Origin of the sequence: Flavobacterium sp., assembly GCF_046153165.1 — a bacterium.
Classification (GTDB): Bacteria; Bacteroidota; Bacteroidia; order Flavobacteriales; family Flavobacteriaceae; genus Flavobacterium.
In genome coordinates, this window is record NZ_JBJXEN010000105.1 from 1 (window position 1) to 18,174 (window position 18,174).

Sequence of the window (18,174 nt, forward strand, 5' to 3'; positions counted from 1 at the left end):
TGATTTATAATAGACATTGGGAAAACTACCAAGAAAATGTAACCCATACAAAACATTAAAACAAAAAGGCTAAAACGAGAAAACAACCCGAGTATTAGAAATAAACTACAAACTAATTCGGCAAAAATAGTTAACCCCAAGGCTATTTTGCTAGACATTCCAAAAAAGCTTACATTTTTCATCCAAAAATCGGAAGCAGCCATTTCGTTAAAATGACTATATTTTTCGTAGCCATAAAGAGCCATTAAGGCTCCAATAATTAAACGAATAATTAATAATCCCAAATCGGTGTTAATTGGATTTCCTGAGAAGAATAGTTTTTTCATAATAAATTTTTTGGTTGGTTTGTTATTTCAAAAATAGTAATATAATTTCATTTTTAATAATTAGTAAAAAATAAACCGCCTTTTAAGTATTAGTTTTTTAATATAAGCAGATTTTTTTATAAAAATTGATTACTTTTGCACCCGCTTAAAAATATTAAAAAGATTAGAAATGACAGCAGATAAAGTACAAACTTTCGACGTTTTAGTTGAAATTCCAAGAGGAAGTAGAAATAAATATGAATATGATTTCGATTTAAAAAGAATGCGTTTCGACAGGATGCTGTTCTCTTCTATGATGTATCCAGCAGATTATGGTTTTATTCCAGAAACATTAGCTTTAGACGGAGATCCATTAGACGTGTTGGTATTAGTGACAAAGCCAACTTTTCCTGGTTGTGTAATCGAAGTAAAACCTATTGGTGTTTTCCACATGGCAGATGACAAAGGGCCAGATGAAAAAATAATTTGTGTGCCAGTTTCTGACCCAATTTGGAATACCTTAAACGATTTATCTGATATAAACGGTCATTTATTAAAAGAGATTGAACACTTTTTTCAAGTTTATAAAGACCTAGAAAACAAACAAGTTGATGTAGAAGGTTGGGGAGATGTAAAAGAAGCAAGAGAGATTATTAGACAATGTGTAGAGCGATTTGAAGCAATCGAAAACAAGCCAGCTGGATTGTTTAGTATCAAATAATTTTCTCTAATTATATAAAAAAAGCAACATTCTGTAAAGAGTGTTGCTTTTTTGTTTGTTTTTGTTAAATTTACAAAAACTAAATTACTAACCAATAATAATTTTATGAATACAATAATGATTTACGTGCCAATAGTTATGGCAATCATCGGATTGATTTTTATGGCAATCAAAAGATCTTGGGTATTAAAACAAGATGCAGGTGATGGAAAAATGAAAGAAATTTCAGATTATATCTATGAAGGTGCATTGGCTTTTCTTAAAGCGGAATACCGACTATTAGCAATATTTGTACTTCTTGCAAGTATCGTTTTAGCAGGAATTTCGTTTGTAGTTCCAACAACTAATATTTTAATAGTAGTAGCTTTTGTTTTCGGAGCTTTCTTTTCGGCTTTAGCTGGAAATATGGGAATGAAAATCGCTACTAAAACTAACGTACGTACAACACAAGCTGCTCGTACAAGTTTACCACAAGCACTAAAAGTGTCTTTTGGTGGTGGAACAGTAATGGGATTAGGGGTTGCTGGACTAGCAGTTTTAGGTTTAACAGGTTTCTTTATCTTCTTCTTTAACTATTTTATGGGCGGAGTTTGGACTTCTACAGAAGATATGACTAAAGTTCTTGAAACATTAGCAGGTTTCTCTCTTGGAGCAGAATCTATCGCTTTGTTTGCAAGAGTTGGTGGTGGAATTTATACAAAAGCTGCCGATGTTGGTGCTGATTTAGTAGGGAAAGTTGAAGCTGGAATTCCAGAAGATGATCCAAGAAATCCAGCTACAATTGCAGATAACGTTGGAGATAATGTAGGTGACGTTGCAGGTATGGGTGCCGATTTATTTGGTTCTTATGTAGCGACTGTTCTTGCTGCAATGGTTCTTGGGAACTATGTGATTAAAGATATGGGTGGAAATATTCAAGATGCATTTGGCGGAATTGGACCAATTTTATTACCAATGGCAATCGCTGGTTTCGGAATTTTATTCTCTATCATTGGTACAATGGTTGTGAAAATATCTGATGACAATGCAAAAGAAGCACAAGTTCAAAAAGCACTAAACATTGGAAACTGGATTTCTATTGCTTTAACAGCTATTTCTTGTTATGTTTTAGTAAAATATATGTTGCCAGAAACTATGAAAATGAGTTTCTTCGGTGAAGGATTAAAAGATATTTCTTCAATGAGAGTTTTCTACGCAACAATCGTAGGATTAGTTGTTGGAGCAACAATCTCATCAGTAACGGAATATTATACAGGTTTAGGTACAAAACCAGTCATGGCAATTGTACAAAAATCATCAACTGGTGCTGGAACTAACGTAATCGCTGGTTTGGCTACTGGTATGATTTCTACTTTCCCAACAGTATTGTTATTTGCAGGTGCAATTTGGGCATCTTACGCCTTTGCAGGATTTTACGGAGTAGCTTTGGCTGCTTCTGCAATGATGGCAACTACTGCAATGCAATTAGCAATTGACGCTTTTGGACCAATTTCTGATAACGCTGGTGGTATTGCTGAAATGAGTGAATTACCAAAAGAGGTTCGTACAAGAACAGATATTTTAGATTCAGTAGGTAACACAACTGCTGCAACAGGAAAAGGTTTCGCAATTGCTTCTGCTGCATTAACATCTTTAGCATTATTTGCTGCTTATGTGACTTTTACAGGAATTGATGGTATAAATATTTTCAAAGCACCAGTTTTAGCAATGCTATTCGTAGGGGGTATGATACCGGTAGTTTTTTCTGCTTTAGCAATGAATTCTGTTGGAAAAGCTGCGATGGATATGGTTTACGAAGTTCGTCGTCAGTTTAAAGAAATTCCAGGAATTATGGAAGGAACTGGAAAACCTGAGTATGCAAAATGTGTTGATATTTCTACTAAAGCAGCTTTACGTGAAATGATGTTACCTGGAGTAATGACTATTGGTTTCCCAATTGCAATTGTACTTTTAGGATTGTTAGTTTATGGAGACAATCACCAATTAATAGCTGAAATGTTAGGTGGATACATGGCTGGAGTTACTGTTTCTGGTGTGCTTTGGGCAATTTTCCAAAACAATGCTGGTGGGGCTTGGGATAATGCAAAAAAATCTTTCGAAGCTGGAGTGATGATTAATGGAGAAATGACTTACAAAGGTTCTGATGCACATAAAGCGGCGGTAACTGGAGATACTGTTGGAGATCCATTTAAAGATACTTCTGGACCGTCTATGAACATATTAATCAAACTGACATGTTTAATAGGATTGGTAATTGCTCCAATTTTAGGAAATGGAAGTCATACAGAGGGAGCAAAAGCAGCTTGTTGTGCTTCGGAAGTTAAGATTGAAATGAAATCATGCGCTGCTTCAAAATGCGATATGACAAAAATGGCAACTATGACTAAAGACGAATGTGCAAAAATGTGCGAAGAAAAAGGTTGTAATGCTGAGGAAAAAGCGGAATGCATGTCTCACTATGATGAAGCAGGAAAATATAAAGGAGATGTAAAACAAGAAATTTCTAAACAAGTAATGATTGAAAAGTCGACTGATAATGGTAAGACAAAAGCAAATGTTACTACAGTTGTAAATGGGATTTCAACGTCACAAGTTTTTGAAGGATCTGAAGCTGAGGTTCAAGCAAAAATAGATGCTTTAAAGAAATAATTCTTTTAGGTTAATAAAAAAAATGCCTCACAATTTGTGAGGCATTTTTTTATAATTAGTGTTTTGGGACTAAAACAATCCGTTTATTTCAGCATCAATTCTATTAATAATCATACCCAAGTCTTCTGGATTGTTTACAAAATCCACATTGTCAACATCTATAATAAGTAACTTTCCTTTGCTGTAACTTTCAGCCCAAGCTTCATAACGCTCATTTAATCGACTCAAATAATCTATAGAAATGGAGTTTTCATACTCTCTACCACGTTTGTGAATTTGTCCAACTAAATTTGGTATAGAGCTTCTTAAATAAATAAGTAAATCAGGTGCTCCAACTAAACCTTCCATTAGTTCGAAAAGTGAGGAATAATTTTGAAAATCTCGGTTTGTCATTAATCCCATTGCATGAAGATTAGGTGCAAAAATGTGTGCATCTTCATAAATAGTTCTATCCTGAATAATTTTCTTACCACTTTGTCGAATTTGCAAGACTTGACGAAAACGACTGTTTAGGAAATAAATCTGGAGGTTAAACGACCACCTTTCCATTTGGTGGTAAAAATCATCTAAATATGGGTTGTCTACCACGTCTTCAAAATGAGGTTCCCATTTAAAATGTTTTGCTAAAAGTTTTGTTAATGTTGTTTTTCCAGCACCTATATTTCCTGCGATTGCTATATGCATTAGGGTAAGTTGATTTTATAATTGGTAATTCCTTCGGTTGTAAAAATAGATAAATTTTGGTCTCTATAGTAAAATTTTTTATACCTTTTTTCCTCTATATTTATTAATGTTTTTTTATTACCATTTAATGAGTAATAATATAGTGAATCATTTTTTTTAAATATAATGCTTAAATTTGAAACTATTTGAACAAAATCAAAATCTGGTAATTTTCCAAATGCTATGATTTTTCCAAAAATATCACAAGAATACAAATAATTTTTTTCATCAATCCAATAAAAAAAATTAGAATTTGTTTCACAGTATTTAATTGTCAAAGAGATAGGTATAGATATATCCTTGTATTCATTTTTTAAGTAATCATACAATCCTATTTGCTGATTTGTAGTGTTAAAAACCCAAAGGTTGTTTCGAGAACAAATTCCAACGGCACTGGCAACAACGGGTTTTTTGTTTTCAGAAAAATTTATTTTTTGTATTTCATTCAGTTGATTGTCAAGGATTATTGCAGTATTAAAATTTTCGTAAAAAAGAACAATTTTAAAAGGGTTATAGATATTAATACTACTAATTCTTCCTAAAGCAATATTTTTGTATTGAAAATTTTCAGCATTTTTAATTTTAAATAAAACTGAATTTTTTATAAAATATTTATAACTAAAAGCATCTTCGCCAAGATATTCATCCGCTTCAATAAGTTGAGAACCTATTCTTGAATTCACAAGATTTTCATTTTGGCAATGTGCCAATAACGAAAACATAAAAATGATGATGAGTATAAACTTTTTCATTAATGCTAAATTACGATTTATTTAACAAATCGTTAGTAACAAAACACAATTTCATTCGTCATATTTGTTCTACTAAATATAATTTGTACAGAAATGAAAAAAATAATCACAACTTTATCATTAATAATAGCAAGCTTCTCTTCATTTGCTCAGGATTTTCAGGGTATGGCAGTATATGAATCTAAGACAAGTACGGCCGAATTTAAATCTAGAATGGAAGGCAACAAAGATATTACTCCAGAAATGCAAAAAATGATAGAAGATAGGATGAAATCTATGTTTGAAAAAACATTTATCCTTAATTTCGATAAAAATGCTTCTATTTATAAAGAAGAAGAAAAGCTGGAAGCTCCTGGCACACAGAATGGAGGAGGAATGAGAATGATGTCTTCATTCATGGGTGGCGGCGGAACACAATATAAAAACATTAAAGAGAAATCATTTGTTATTGACAAAGAAATAATGGGTAAAGAGTTTTTAATTCAAGATACTTTGCCAAAATTAGATTGGAAAATGAGTCAAGAAACTAAAGAAATAGGCGGTTATATGTGTTTTAAGGCTACAGCAAAACAAAAAGCAAGCCAATCTGATTTTAGAAATTTTAGAATGAGAAAAGAAGACGATAAAAACAAAAAAGACTCGAACGTTAGCGAACAGGCGAAGCAAACAACCACTCCCGAAAAACCAAAATCGACAAATCTTATGTCTGAAGGAGAAATTCCTAAAGAAATAGAAGTTGTGGCTTGGTACACACCAGAAATTCCGGTAAGTAATGGACCAGAAAATTATTTTGGATTACCAGGTTTAATTCTTGAAGTGAGTGCAGGAAAAACAACATTGTTGTGTTCTAAAATTGCTATGAATGTAAAGGATAAAAAAGAAATAAAAGCTCCAACTAAAGGAAAAGTGGTTACACAAAAAGAATATGACGAGATTGTAGCTAAAAAAATGGAAGAATTTAGACAAATGAATCAAAATCAAAATCGTGGAGGTAATGGTGGTATGCAAATGAGAATTGGAGGATAATTCTAAATTCATTTTTTAAATTAAATTTATATTTCTTACATACCTTATGGTACATTCAAAAATTAAAAAAACATATTTTTTCTTATTTCTATTAGTAACAACATTCTCGTTTTCTCAAAACATAACCTTTCATGGAATTGTAAAAGACACGACTAATGCACCACTCGAAATGGCAAATGTCATGGCAGTAAACCAAGTTACAAAAGCAGTCGATTCTTATTCTATAACTAATGATAAAGGGAAGTTTCAATTACTGCTAAAAGCAAATGCAACTTATAGTGTACGTTTTTCCTTTTTAGGATTAAAAACAAAGAATCTTACAATCGCTACAAAAACTGAAGATATTTCTCAAACGATTACCCTAAATACAGATGCTACTGAGTTGGCTGGAGTAGAAATTGTACGTGAAATGCCTGTTTCGATAAAAGGGGATACTATTATTTATAATGCAGATTCTTTTAAAACTGGAACCGAACGTAAGTTAGAAGATGTGCTGAAAAAATTACCAGGTGTTACTGTAAATGCTGATGGAGAAGTTGAGGTTGAAGGGAAAAAAGTTTCGAAATTAATGGTCGAAGGTAAAGATTTCTTTGATGGCGACACAAAACTAGGAGTTAAAAACATTCCTGCCGATGCCATAGATAAAGTACAGGTTTTAAGGAATTATAATGAAGTTGGAGCGCTTAAAGGTCTTGAAAACAACGAGGATAATGTGGCGATGAATATCAAATTAAAATCAGGGAAAAAGAATTTTTGGTTTGGTGATATGACTGCTGGAGTAGGTGTAGGACATACAGAAAGTAGGTATGAAATAAATCCTAAATTGTTTTATTATAGTCCAAAATATAGCATAAACTTATTGAGTAACTTTAATAATATTGGAGAATTGCCTTTTACAATTCAAGATTATTTTAAGTTTACAGGAGGTTTTAAAAACATGATGAAAAAAGGAGGAACAAATTTTAATGTTTCCTCAAATGATTTAGGTATTTCGTTGCTTAGGAACAATAGAGCAAAAGAAATTGGAACAAAATTTGGAGCTACTAATTTTTCATACAATCCAATTAAAACATTAAGCATATCAGGATTTGCTATTCTCTCAGCTACTCAAACCGATTTAGAAACTAAGAATCAAACTAATTTTCTAGGACAAGATGCAAAAACTGTAGTTTCTTCAGAAAACAGAAATGAAACTACACATCAAAAGAGTAATTTAGGACTGTATAAGCTAAGCGGAACCTATAAACCAAATGCTAAATTACAAATAGATTATGACGCTTTGGCAAAACAATCCAAGCAAGATGAAAATAATAATTCGAGTCAAGATATTTTTGGGCCAAATTCCATTTTTATAGGTAATCAGAATGTAATTACAAATAAAAAACAAAACCCATTCTCGTTAAATCAAAATTTCAATGCTTATTATACTAAGAATGATAAAAATGTTTTTGCTTTGGAAGTGCAACATTTGTATCAGAATGAAAATCCATTTTATAATGCAGATTTGAAAAATAAACCTTTCAGAACTAATATAGGTTATAGTGTTTTACAGGATAGAACAAACCTAAATCAAAACAGATTTGTGCAAACTAATAAAGTGGATGCAAAACTCGATTATTACTATATGCTTACACCTAAAAGTAATATTAATATAACTTTAGGGAATACTTATTCTTATCAGACTTTTAACTCTAATATTTTTCAAATTTTAGATAACGGAAATGTAAATAATATTAATACAGTAGAAAATAAAAATGATGTAAAGTATAATTTTAACGATGTGTTTTTAGGGTTGCATTATAAGTTCCTTACTGGAAAATTTACTTTCAATCCAGGTTTCTCGGTTCATAAATACAATACATACAACGAACAGTTAGGGACAAAAGTAGAAGATAATTTTTACAGAATTTTGCCAGATATGTATGCCTTATATCAGATAAAAAAATCAGAAACATTAACCTATAATTATGCTCTAACTACTGATTTTACAGATATAAATAAATTAGCCGAAGGAAATGTTCTGTCAAGTTATAACTCATTGTTTATAGGGAATAGATTATTAGAAAATGCTCTTTCACACACACATTCCTTAAGATATTTTAAATATAATATGTTTAATCTCGAAAATATATTTGCTAACATTTCATATTCTAAAAAAGTAAATGCAGTAAAAAATTCGTCAATTTTTGAAACAATTAATAATCAAATAAATAATGCTATTAATTCTAACTTCGCTGACGAGACAATTAGCGGAGCTGCTAATTACGGCCGTTCATTTTTGAGAAATTATAAAGCATCACTAACAGTGGCGGAAAGTTGGTCTAAATTCAATAACGTTCAAAATAATTTACCACAATCCTCAGAGAGTTTTATTCAAAATTACACTGTCAAAGCATCGACAAATTATAAAGACTTACCTAATATAGAAATAGGTTATAATTATTTGATTAATGATTACCAAAATTCTAAATTTTACACTAAAACACCTTCTGTAAAACTAGATTATTACTTTTTAAATGCCTTTTCTTTTGTATCGGAATATGAATTTTATAATTATACAAATAGTCAGAAAACTATTAAAAATGAATATGATTTCCTAAGTGCTAGCCTGATTTATCAGAAAAAAGGAGGGAAAATGGAATATAAAATTTCAGGAACGAACTTGCTTAACACAAAATCATTGAATGATGATAGCTTTTCGCAATTTTCTACAAGAACTTCTCAATACATAGTACAACCACGTTATTTAATTTTTAGTTTGAAGTATAATTTGTAATTGCTAAAGAGTATTTAAATATAAAAATGCCTAACTATTAATTTTAGTTAGGCATTTTTATATTTAATAAATTCTTTTGTTTAGATCCCAAAAGCACTTTTTACAGTGTCTACAAAGTCTAATTTTTCCCAAGTAAATAATTCAACTTCTACTGTTTTTGTTAATCCGCCAGGAGCAGAAAATGTTTTAGTTACAGTTTTTGGGGTTCTTCCCATGTGACCGTAAGCAGCAGTTTCACTATATATAGGATTTCTTAATTTCAAACGTTGCTCGATAAAGTAAGGACGCATATCAAAAATAGCTTCTACTTTTTTGCTAATTTCTCCATCAGTCAAATTTACCTTGCTAGTTCCGTAAGTAACCACATTTATCGATGTTGGTTTTGCAACACCAATAGCATAAGAAACTTGAACTAAAATTTCGTCGCATATTCCTGCGGCAACTAAGTTTTTAGCGATATGACGAGTTGCATAAGCAGCACTTCTATCTACTTTACTTGGATCTTTTCCAGAAAAAGCACCACCACCGTGAGCTCCTTTTCCACCATAAGTGTCAACAATAATTTTTCTTCCAGTTAATCCAGTATCTCCGTGTGGTCCTCCAATTACGAATTTTCCAGTTGGATTAATGTGGTAGGTGATTTTGTCATTAAATAAATGAGCGTATTGTGGATATTTTGCTTTAATTCTAGGGATTAAAATACCAACTAAATCCGTTTTAATTTTTGCCAACATGGTAGCTTCTTCATCAAAATCATCGTGTTGAGTAGAAATTACAATCGCATCAATTCTTTGTGGTTTGTTGTCGTCAGAATATTCTAAAGTTACCTGAGATTTTGCATCTGGACGAAGGTATTTAATTTCGTTATTTTCTCTTCTTAAGTTAGCTAATTCAATCAATAAAGCATGAGATAAATCTAATGCTAACGGCATATAATTTTCTGTTTCATTAGTTGCATAACCAAACATCATCCCTTGATCTCCAGCTCCTTGCTCTTCTTTGCTAGCTCTATCTACACCTTGATTTATGTCTGCCGATTGTTCATGTATTGCAGAAAGTATACCACAAGAATTAGCTTCAAACATGTATTCGCTTTTTGTGTATCCAATTTTTCTAATAACTTCTCTTGCAATGTTTTGTACATCAAGATAAGTATTCGATTTTACTTCGCCAGCAAGAATTACTTGACCAGTTGTAACTAATGTTTCGCAAGCTACTTTTGATTCAGCATCGAAAGCTAAAAAATTATCTATTAATGCATCACTAATTTGATCTGCAACTTTGTCTGGATGTCCTTCACTTACTGACTCTGACGTAAATAAATATGCCATAATATAATTATTTAAAATTAATTTAGTGAAGAAAAAAATGGGATTGCAAGGGAATGATAAAGAAGAATTTCTGCTTTAGCATTTTTTTAACGAGGTTGCAATCAGTTCAAATTTTTCCTCTTGATTTTCGTTTGCAAATGTATGAAACGAAATTGAATTGCAAATTAATCTTAACTTTTTTTTGATTAAAATAATTTTATTTAAAAATAGAATACTAAAAATAATTTATTGTAAAACAGAAGTGTTTTTCGGTAAAATAATCTATAAAAATAATTTCAAAACACAAAATTCAGAAAAATACTCTAAAATATTTCTATAATTAGAAAATAAAACTATATTTGCAAAATAAAATTAGCAATAAAAATGAAATTTACTATGTGCAATATGTGTTGTATGATGTCGGAAAATTCCGCAGAGCACCGCATTGCATAATTTTAAATTTTTAAAATATACAATCAAACCTCTGCCAATCGCAGAGGTTTTTTTATTTAAATCAAAATCAATAATACAATGAAAAGTTTAACGTCAAATAAAATGATGCTGTGTTGTCTTACTATGTGCAAAGTACGATGAGGTATTTTTTGTTGTTTTATAATTTAATACAAACAAAAAACCTCTTTAACTAAGGAGGTTTTTTTTATAACCATAATCTAAATATAATGGATGATACTTTTTTAAAAAATATTGTAATCAGTAACAATCTTAAAGAAAATTTAATATCAATAGCCGAGACTATTGATGAAAAAATAGTTTTTTCGACGAGTTTTGGGATTGAAGATCAAGTGATATTACACGCGATTTTTAGTCAAAAAATAAAAAACATTGAAGTTTTTACTTTAGACACAGGTAGGCTTTTCCCAGAAACCTATCAATTGTGGGACAAGACATTATTACAATATAACGCGTCTATAAAAACGTATTATCCAAAGACAAATCAAATTGAAGAATATGTTCAAAACAACGGAATCAATCCGTTTTATGCATCAGTAAATCTTAGAAAAGAGTGTTGTAATATCAGGAAAGTCGAGCCACTTAAAAGAGCACTTTTGGGAGCAAAAATCTGGATAACAGGATTAAGAGCTGAACAGTCAGATAATAGAAATAGCCTTAATATTATAGAATGGGATGAACATTTTCAAGTTTATAAATACAATCCTTTATTGCATTGGACGACAAATGACGTAAAAAAATATATTAATAAAAATGGTATTCCATACAATACACTTCATGATAAAAACTTTGTAAGTATAGGTTGTGCACCTTGTACAAGAGCAATTAAGGAAGGCGAGAATTTTAGAGATGGTCGTTGGTGGTGGGAAGATCAATCTAAAAAAGAATGTGGATTACATAAATAAGAACAAACAACTATAATAAAATATATAATGACTAATACTAACAACTATTTAGAACAATTAGAAGATGAAGCAATTTATATACTTCGAGAAACAGCAGCGCAATTCGAAAAACCAGCTTTGTTGTTTTCTGGAGGAAAAGACTCTATTGTTTTAGTACACCTAGCTTTAAAAGCATTTCGTCCAGGTAAGTTTCCGTTTCCATTAGTGCACATAGATACAGGACATAATTTTCCTGAAGCTATTGCTTTTAGAGATTATTTAGCGAATCAAATAGACGAAAAACTAATTGTAGCTTCAGTTGAAGATAGTATCAAAAAGTATAATTTAAAAGAAACTGCTGGTCGTTTTCCATCACGAAATGCTTTACAAACGTATGCTTTGCTAGATGCAATTCAGGATAATGAATTTGATGCTTGTATAGGAGGGGCTAGACGTGATGAAGAAAAAGCTAGAGCAAAAGAACGAATTTTTTCTATTCGTGACGATTTTGGACAATGGGATCCAAAATTGCAACGTCCAGAATTGTGGGATATTTTAAATGGGAAAGTGCAAAAAGGACATAATGTTCGAGTGTTTCCTATTAGCAATTGGACCGAATTAGATGTGTGGAATTACATTCAAAAATATGACATAGAATTACCAAGTTTATATTTTGCTCACGAAAGAGAATGTATCGTACATTATGACAAATTAGTAGCAACTTCTCAGTTTATAAAACCTTTACAAGATGATATTGTTGTAAATGAAAGGGTTCGATATAGAACGGTTGGAGACATGACTTGTACAGCTGCTGTTTCTTCTAATGCTACTAGTGTTCAGGATATTATTGATGACATTATTAGTACCAGAATTAGTGAAAGAGGACAAACACGATTAGATGACCAACTCTCAGAAGCGGCTATGGAAGATAGAAAAAAACAAGGGTATTTTTAAAGACTTTCAAACTTTTGACTTTTTAACTTTTAGACTTAAAAAAAATGAACACACTAAGATTTATAACCGCAGGAAATGTAGATGATGGGAAAAGTACCTTAATTGGAAGATTGCTTTACGATTCAGATAGTATTCACACCGACCAATTAGGATTATTACAAAAACAAATTAAACAAGAAGGAGTAGACATCGATTTATCTTTAATTACCGATGGTTTGCGAGCAGAAAGAGAACAAGGAATTACAATTGATGTAGCATATAAATATTTTTCTACCAAAAAAAGAAAATTTATCATTGCAGATGCGCCAGGACATGAACAATATACCCGAAATATGATAACTGGAGCTTCAAATTCTGATTTGATTATACTTTTAGTCGATGCCAGAAAAGGAATTACAACACAAACCAAAAGACATGCCAGTTTGGGCTCGCTAATGGGAATCAAAAAAGCGATTGTGGCAATTAATAAAATTGATTTGCTTAATTATTCTGAAACTATTTTCAATGATATAAAAAATGATTTTGAAGCCATAAAAAGCGAGCTGCAATTCGACGAAATTATATTCATACCAGTTAGCGCTTTGGTTGGAGATAATATTGTTCAAAAATCAGAAAAAACACCATGGTATTCTGGTAAAGCTTTGTTAGAAACATTAGAAGAAATTGATGTTCCGACAGCCGAAAATTTGGCGTCACGTTTTCAAGTACAATGGGTTATTCGCCCAAAAGATGAAGAGAATCATGATTATAGAGGATATGCTGGTTTGGTTTTAAGCGGTGGTTATAAAGTAAATGATGTGGTGAAGATTCTTCCTTCCAATATTGAAACTAAAATCATAAAAATAGAGAAAAATCTAGAGTCAATTCAAGAAGCAAAAGCAGGTGATAATATTGTACTTCATTTTGAAGGAAATATAGATATTAGTCGTGGTGATTCGGTCGTAAAAATAGAAGATTTAATTACAGAAGGAACCGAAATAAAAACTTGGGTTTCTTGGTTAGATACTGCCGATTTACAAATTGGGAAAACTTATACTTTGCAACACCGATTTAGAAATGTTAGAGCAAAAGTATTAGAAATAAAACAAAAATGGAATGTTAATGATTGGGAATTTGTACAAACCAATGAAATTAAACTCAATGATATCGCTCAAATTTCAATTAAAACCAACCAGCCATTATTTTATGATTCGTTTTTAAATAACTCGAAATCAGGAAATGCTATTTTAATAGATGAAACAACTTGCTCAACCGTAGCTGCCTTAATGTTTCTTGAAAATGAATAAAAAAGAAACATAAATAGTAATAGTCGTTTTTAGAAAACGAAATCAATCATATTTTCAATAAGAAAAAACCTTGTTTTAGGACAGGGAAGGATTTTTATTGCTCATTTTAAAACAAAATTAAAAGATGAAAATAATAAATAAAGGAAAAGTAATCTTAGCAGGAGCAGGTCCTGGCGATCCAGATTTAATTAGCGTTAAAGCACTAAAATACCTGCAAATTGCCGATGTTGTTCTAATAGATAGATTGGTTTCTCCAGTATTAATAGAAGAAAATGTTCGTAAAGAGGCATTGGTTATTTATGTAGGAAAGCAATGTTCGAAAGGAATTCATACACCTCAAAAAGGCATTAACGAGCTGATAGTCGAATTTGCCTTACTTGGGAAGTTGGTATTGAGATTGAAAGGTGGTGATGCTTCTCTATTTTCTAATATTTTAGACGAACTAGAAATACTTCAGCAAAATAGTATAAGCTACGAAATTGTCCCTGGAATTTCAGCTGCTTTTGGAGCGGCAGCTTATACTGGGATTCCATTAACAGCCAGAGAATATTCACGAGGTGTGCGATTCCTAACACTTTATGATTTAAAAAAGGTAGCATCAAATTTATGGCAAGATTGGGCAACTACTAGTGATACTTTGGTATTCTATATGAGCGGACAAAGGCTTCAAACCTTAACTAATATACTCTCTGAAAAAGGAATTAATTCAAGTAAAGGTATTGCTGTTGTGCAACAAGCCACGACTCCTTTCCAGAAAACTATAGTATTTACTTTTGAAGAGTTAAAGGATAAAAAATTACCTGATTTCGAATTTGTTCCCACTATTATTATAGTAGGAAATGTTGTAAATCTTCACAAACAATTCAATTGGGTTCAAGAACTAAACATTACAGAATCTTATTTCGATAACCACAAAAACACCTATCAAAATGCTATCTGAAACTAAATTATCATTATTGCAACAATTAGTGCAAAGTGCAACAACAGAAGAAATTATCTGGACAAAAGGCTATTTGGCTGGTTATTTGGATAAGAATGGAGTTGATGTTCCTATTCCAAATATTTCGGAAACACCAACTATTGCTGTCAAACTACTTATTATTTACGGAACCGAAACTGGGAATTCTAAAAAAATAGCCTCGCAACTATTGGCAAGTTTCAAAAAGAATAAAATTCAAGCAAAAGCAGTTGATGTTTTTCAATATGATTTAGCAAAGCTAGAAAAAGAGAGTTTGGTTTTGTTTGTTATGAGTACACAAGGAGAAGGTGAATTTCCTCAAAATGCTGTCGCTTTTTATGAAAAATTAAAAGCTTCTGAAGTGGATTTAAGCAAAATTTCCTTTGCAGTATTCGGACTAGGAGATTCTTCTTATCCTTTGTTTTGTAATGCGGGAGTTTTATTAGATGAGGTTTTATTAGAAAAAGGAGCAAAACCATTGTTATCATTAGTAAAAGCCGATGTCGATTTTGCCAAAAATGTAATCGATTGGGAGAAAAATCTATTAAATATTTTTCATAACAATACATCGAATTATACAAATGTAAGTATAGAAAAAAAGATTGAAAAAGTTTTGAATAAAAGGAATTACATAGGAATTATTAGCCATAAAGTAATCCTAAACGATAGAGAATCTAACAAAGAAACCTATCATATAGAAATCACTTCAGATGATGCTGTTGCTTACGAACCAGGCGATGCTTTAGGTCTGATTCCAAAAAACACAAAAGAAGCCATCGATTTTATTTTAATCTATTTCAACGCAAATGCAAAGCAAGAAATAACTATAAAAGATAAAAAAAAGACAGCTGAAAAATGGTTAGAAGAAAGAAATATAAAAGGATTGAGTAAGCGTTCTTTAGATCAAATTGCAACCTTATTTGAAACTACAATTTATTTAGAAAAAGCTGATTTGATTGATGTTTTAAAGCACTTCCCGAAACCTAAATCAGTAAATATCGATGCTTTAATTGAGATTTTGTTGCCTATTGCGCCACGATTGTATTCTATTTCCTCTTCTGCGGAAGCTCACGACGGACAAGTGCATTTAACAGTCAATTTAAATAAATTTATTGTAGAAGATGAGGTTAAAACAGGATTGGCTTCACAATTTTTAGCCGATTATCCTATTGATACCGACTTGGAATTTTATATCCATAAAAATCAAAATTTCCGATTACCAACTGATGACACTGATGTGATTATGATTGGGCCAGGAACAGGAATTGCGCCTTTTAGAAGCTTTTTAGCACATAGAGATGCTACGGGTGCCGAAGGGAAAAATTGGCTATTCTTTGGCGAACAGCATTTTGTATTAGATTTTTATTATCAAACCGAAATTCAAGAATGGATTAGTACAAGCGTTTTATCAAAACTTTCTACCGCTTTTTCTCGTGACCAAGAACAAAAAATTTATGTGCAGGATCGTATTCGTGAAAACTCAAAAGATTTTAATCAATGGTTAGAAAGTGGTGCCAGTTTATATATCTGTGGACAAAAAAATCCGATGAGTCAAGATGTTGAGCAAGCTATTGTCGCTGTAATCGCACAAGAACGAAAAATATCATTAGAGGGAGCAAAACAAGTTTTAGAGGAATTAGAAAATCAAGGAAAATATCTAAAAGACGTGTATTAATAAAATACCTGTCGGGTGTAAAAAAAATAAAAAGATGAGTGAAAAATTATCACCAATAGAAGCCATAAAGACCCAAAGTGATGGTCTTAGGGGTACATTAAAAGATAGTATCGATTTAGATAATCATACAGGAAATGTTCGTCCAGACGATGAAACATTAGTCAAGTTTCATGGTATGTATGTACAGGATGATCGTGACAGAAGAGCAGAAAGAGCGGCTAAAAAATTAGACAAATTGTACTCATTTATGATTCGTTTGCGTATTCCAGGAGGTGTAATTACTGCTGATCAATGGATTGCAACACATGAAATATCTGAACAATACGGAACAGGAACTTTAAAAATAACCACTAGACAAACCGTCCAATTGCATGGTTTACTAAAACACCAATTGCGTCCCACGATTCAGTCTTTCAATACAGCAAAGCTAGATTCTATTGCGGCGTGTGGTGATGTAAACAGAAATGTAATTGTGAGTTCGCATCCCCAATTGTCTAGCTTACACAAAGAAATTTATGAATATGCAGATAAAGTATCGACCTTATTATTGCCGAAAACGCAATCCTATTACGATGTTTTTATCGATGGAGAAAAAATTTATGAGCGATCATCGGAAGCAGATCCGCTATATGAAGACAGGTATTTGCCAAGAAAATTTAAGATTGCTATTGCTATTCCGCCGTCTAACGATGTCGATGTGTTTACTAACGATATTGCACTGATTGCTATTGTCGAAAATGACAAACTAAAAGGTTTCAATATTGCTATTGGTGGTGGTTTAGCTACAACCCATGGGAATCCGAATACTTATTCCAGATTGGCTTCTGTAATTGGTTTTACTGATACTGAAGAAAAAACACTCAAAACAGTTTATGAGATTCTAACCATTCAAAGAGATTTCGGAAATAGAGTAGACAGAAAATTATCTAGAATGAAATACACAGTCGATAAGTTGACTGTTCCCGTATTTAAAAAAGAACTAGAAAATCGCATCGGATTTAATTTATTGCCAGAAAAACCATTCAAATTTACCGAAAGAAGCGATCGTTTTGGTTGGGAAAAAAGCGAACAAGGACAATGGTTTTATACTTTATTTATAGAACATGGTGTAGTCAAACCAGAACAAAAGCAATTTTTACTAGAAGTAGCACAATTGCAGGTTTCTAATTTTATTTTTTCAGGGAATCAGAATCTAATTTTAGGAGAAGTAAGCGAAGAAAATAAATCTAAAATCGAGGCATTAATTGCGCAGCATCAAATTAATAAAAACGACAGTGCCCTCCGAAAAAACTCGATGGCTTGTGTCGCTTTGCCTACTTGTCCTTTGGCTTTGGCCGAAGCGCAGCGTTATTTACCGGAATTAGTAACTAAAATCGAACCTATTTTAGAGAAATACAACTTAAAAGAGGAAGGAATTGTTATTAGAATGACAGGTTGTCCTAATGGCTGTGGTCGTCCTTATGTTGCCGAATTGGGTTTTGTAGGTACTGGTCCTGGACAATATAATTTTATGTTGGGTGGTGATCGATATGGTGAAAGACTAAATAAATTGTATAAAGAAAAACAAACAGAAGCTCAAATTTTAGAAGAAGTAGATAGTTTGTTGGGCTTATATATAAAAGAAAAAAAGGAGGAAGAAACTTTTGGAGATTTTAGTTTTAGAATTTTTTTTAGCCAAAATTAA

The 18,174-nt window shown here is 31.7% G+C and carries 14 protein-coding genes; 10 read left to right on the plus strand and 4 right to left on the minus strand.

Annotated elements, in window-relative coordinates:
• Positions 1-326, minus strand: a 326-nt coding sequence (locus ACKVOV_RS12730; protein ID WP_409207138.1) for a DoxX family membrane protein, incomplete at its 3' end; no start/stop codon positions are given.
• 169 nt (positions 327-495) lie between these two features.
• On the opposite strand from ACKVOV_RS12730, the gene ACKVOV_RS12735 reads away from it, so the two are divergent.
• Together ACKVOV_RS12735 and ACKVOV_RS12740 are read left to right on the plus strand one after the other, a co-directional pair.
• Positions 496-1,026, plus strand: a complete 531-nt coding sequence (locus tag ACKVOV_RS12735) for an inorganic diphosphatase (protein ID WP_409207139.1) — start codon at positions 496-498, stop codon at positions 1,024-1,026.
• A 105-nt stretch (positions 1,027-1,131) separates the two neighbouring features.
• The gene (locus ACKVOV_RS12740; protein WP_409207140.1) at positions 1,132-3,675 is read left to right on the plus strand and encodes a sodium-translocating pyrophosphatase; all 2,544 of its coding nucleotides are present in this window, start codon (positions 1,132-1,134) and stop codon (positions 3,673-3,675) included.
• A gap of 69 nt (positions 3,676-3,744) precedes the next feature.
• Here the strand turns inward: ACKVOV_RS12740 and ACKVOV_RS12745 are convergent, their stop codons facing one another.
• Both ACKVOV_RS12745 and ACKVOV_RS12750 read right to left on the minus strand, forming a co-directional pair.
• Positions 3,745-4,359, minus strand: a complete 615-nt coding sequence (locus ACKVOV_RS12745) for a deoxynucleoside kinase (protein ID WP_409207141.1) — start codon at positions 4,357-4,359, stop codon at positions 3,745-3,747.
• Entirely contained in the window at positions 4,359-5,150 is a 792-nt protein-coding gene (locus ACKVOV_RS12750; protein WP_409207142.1) for a hypothetical protein, read from the minus strand. Before ACKVOV_RS12750 ends, ACKVOV_RS12745 begins: the two co-directional genes overlap by 1 nt.
• Positions 5,151-5,243: 93 nt before the next feature.
• Here ACKVOV_RS12750 and ACKVOV_RS12755 point away from each other — a divergent pair, with 93 nt between their 5' ends.
• A complete protein-coding gene (locus tag ACKVOV_RS12755; RefSeq protein WP_409207143.1) occupies positions 5,244-6,176 on the plus strand; it encodes a GLPGLI family protein in 933 nt (310 codons plus the stop codon).
• A gap of 46 nt (positions 6,177-6,222) precedes the next feature.
• Positions 6,223-8,952 carry a carboxypeptidase regulatory-like domain-containing protein gene (locus tag ACKVOV_RS12760; RefSeq protein WP_409207144.1) on the plus strand — a complete coding sequence of 910 codons (2,730 nt, stop codon included), beginning with the start codon at positions 6,223-6,225 and terminating at the stop codon, positions 8,950-8,952.
• An 80-nt stretch (positions 8,953-9,032) separates the two neighbouring features.
• Here ACKVOV_RS12760 and metK read toward each other — a convergent pair whose 3' ends face one another.
• The gene (gene metK, locus ACKVOV_RS12765) at positions 9,033-10,283 is read right to left on the minus strand and encodes a methionine adenosyltransferase (protein ID WP_409207145.1); all 1,251 of its coding nucleotides are present in this window, start codon (positions 10,281-10,283) and stop codon (positions 9,033-9,035) included.
• 659 nt (positions 10,284-10,942) lie between these two features.
• Here metK and ACKVOV_RS12770 point away from each other — a divergent pair.
• The 6 genes from ACKVOV_RS12770 (at position 10,943) to ACKVOV_RS12795 (ending at position 18,174) form a co-directional block, all read left to right on the plus strand.
• Positions 10,943-11,638 carry a phosphoadenylyl-sulfate reductase gene (locus tag ACKVOV_RS12770; protein ID WP_409207146.1) on the plus strand — a complete coding sequence of 232 codons (696 nt, stop codon included), beginning with the start codon at positions 10,943-10,945 and terminating at the stop codon, positions 11,636-11,638.
• A 27-nt stretch (positions 11,639-11,665) separates the two neighbouring features.
• A complete protein-coding gene (gene cysD, locus ACKVOV_RS12775; protein ID WP_409207147.1) occupies positions 11,666-12,571 on the plus strand; it encodes a sulfate adenylyltransferase subunit CysD in 906 nt (301 codons plus the stop codon).
• Positions 12,572-12,615: 44 nt separating this feature from the next.
• Positions 12,616-13,857, plus strand: coding sequence for a sulfate adenylyltransferase subunit 1 (locus ACKVOV_RS12780; RefSeq protein ID WP_409207148.1), 1,242 nt, complete (start codon positions 12,616-12,618; stop codon positions 13,855-13,857).
• Between the two features lie 124 nt (positions 13,858-13,981).
• Positions 13,982-14,797: a uroporphyrinogen-III C-methyltransferase gene (gene cobA, locus ACKVOV_RS12785; RefSeq protein ID WP_409207149.1), complete on the plus strand. Its 816-nt coding sequence runs from the start codon at positions 13,982-13,984 to the stop codon at positions 14,795-14,797.
• Positions 14,787-16,490, plus strand: coding sequence for a sulfite reductase flavoprotein subunit alpha (locus ACKVOV_RS12790; protein WP_409207150.1), 1,704 nt, complete (start codon positions 14,787-14,789; stop codon positions 16,488-16,490). The genes cobA and ACKVOV_RS12790 overlap by 11 nt, the downstream gene beginning before the upstream one ends.
• A 34-nt stretch (positions 16,491-16,524) precedes the next feature.
• Positions 16,525-18,174, plus strand: coding sequence for an NADPH-dependent assimilatory sulfite reductase hemoprotein subunit (locus ACKVOV_RS12795; RefSeq protein ID WP_409207151.1), 1,650 nt, complete (start codon positions 16,525-16,527; stop codon positions 18,172-18,174).

Bases quoted from the DNA above. Each gene is read 5' to 3' on its own strand.
- ACKVOV_RS12735 (WP_409207139.1), top strand. From the start codon at position 496: ATGACAGCAGATAAAGTACAAACTTTCGACGTTTTAGTTGAAATTCCA.
- ACKVOV_RS12740 (WP_409207140.1), top strand. From the start codon at position 1,132: ATGAATACAATAATGATTTACGTGCCAATAGTTATGGCAATCATCGGA.
- ACKVOV_RS12745 (WP_409207141.1), bottom strand. From the start codon at position 4,359: ATGCATATAGCAATCGCAGGAAATATAGGTGCTGGAAAAACAACATTA.
- ACKVOV_RS12750 (WP_409207142.1), bottom strand. From the start codon at position 5,150: ATGAAAAAGTTTATACTCATCATCATTTTTATGTTTTCGTTATTGGCA.
- ACKVOV_RS12755 (WP_409207143.1), top strand. From the start codon at position 5,244: ATGAAAAAAATAATCACAACTTTATCATTAATAATAGCAAGCTTCTCT.
- ACKVOV_RS12760 (WP_409207144.1), top strand. From the start codon at position 6,223: ATGGTACATTCAAAAATTAAAAAAACATATTTTTTCTTATTTCTATTA.
- metK (WP_409207145.1), bottom strand. From the start codon at position 10,283: ATGGCATATTTATTTACGTCAGAGTCAGTAAGTGAAGGACATCCAGAC.
- ACKVOV_RS12770 (WP_409207146.1), top strand. From the start codon at position 10,943: ATGGATGATACTTTTTTAAAAAATATTGTAATCAGTAACAATCTTAAA.
- cysD (WP_409207147.1), top strand. From the start codon at position 11,666: ATGACTAATACTAACAACTATTTAGAACAATTAGAAGATGAAGCAATT.
- ACKVOV_RS12780 (WP_409207148.1), top strand. From the start codon at position 12,616: ATGAACACACTAAGATTTATAACCGCAGGAAATGTAGATGATGGGAAA.
- cobA (WP_409207149.1), top strand. From the start codon at position 13,982: ATGAAAATAATAAATAAAGGAAAAGTAATCTTAGCAGGAGCAGGTCCT.
- ACKVOV_RS12790 (WP_409207150.1), top strand. From the start codon at position 14,787: ATGCTATCTGAAACTAAATTATCATTATTGCAACAATTAGTGCAAAGT.
- ACKVOV_RS12795 (WP_409207151.1), top strand. From the start codon at position 16,525: ATGAGTGAAAAATTATCACCAATAGAAGCCATAAAGACCCAAAGTGAT.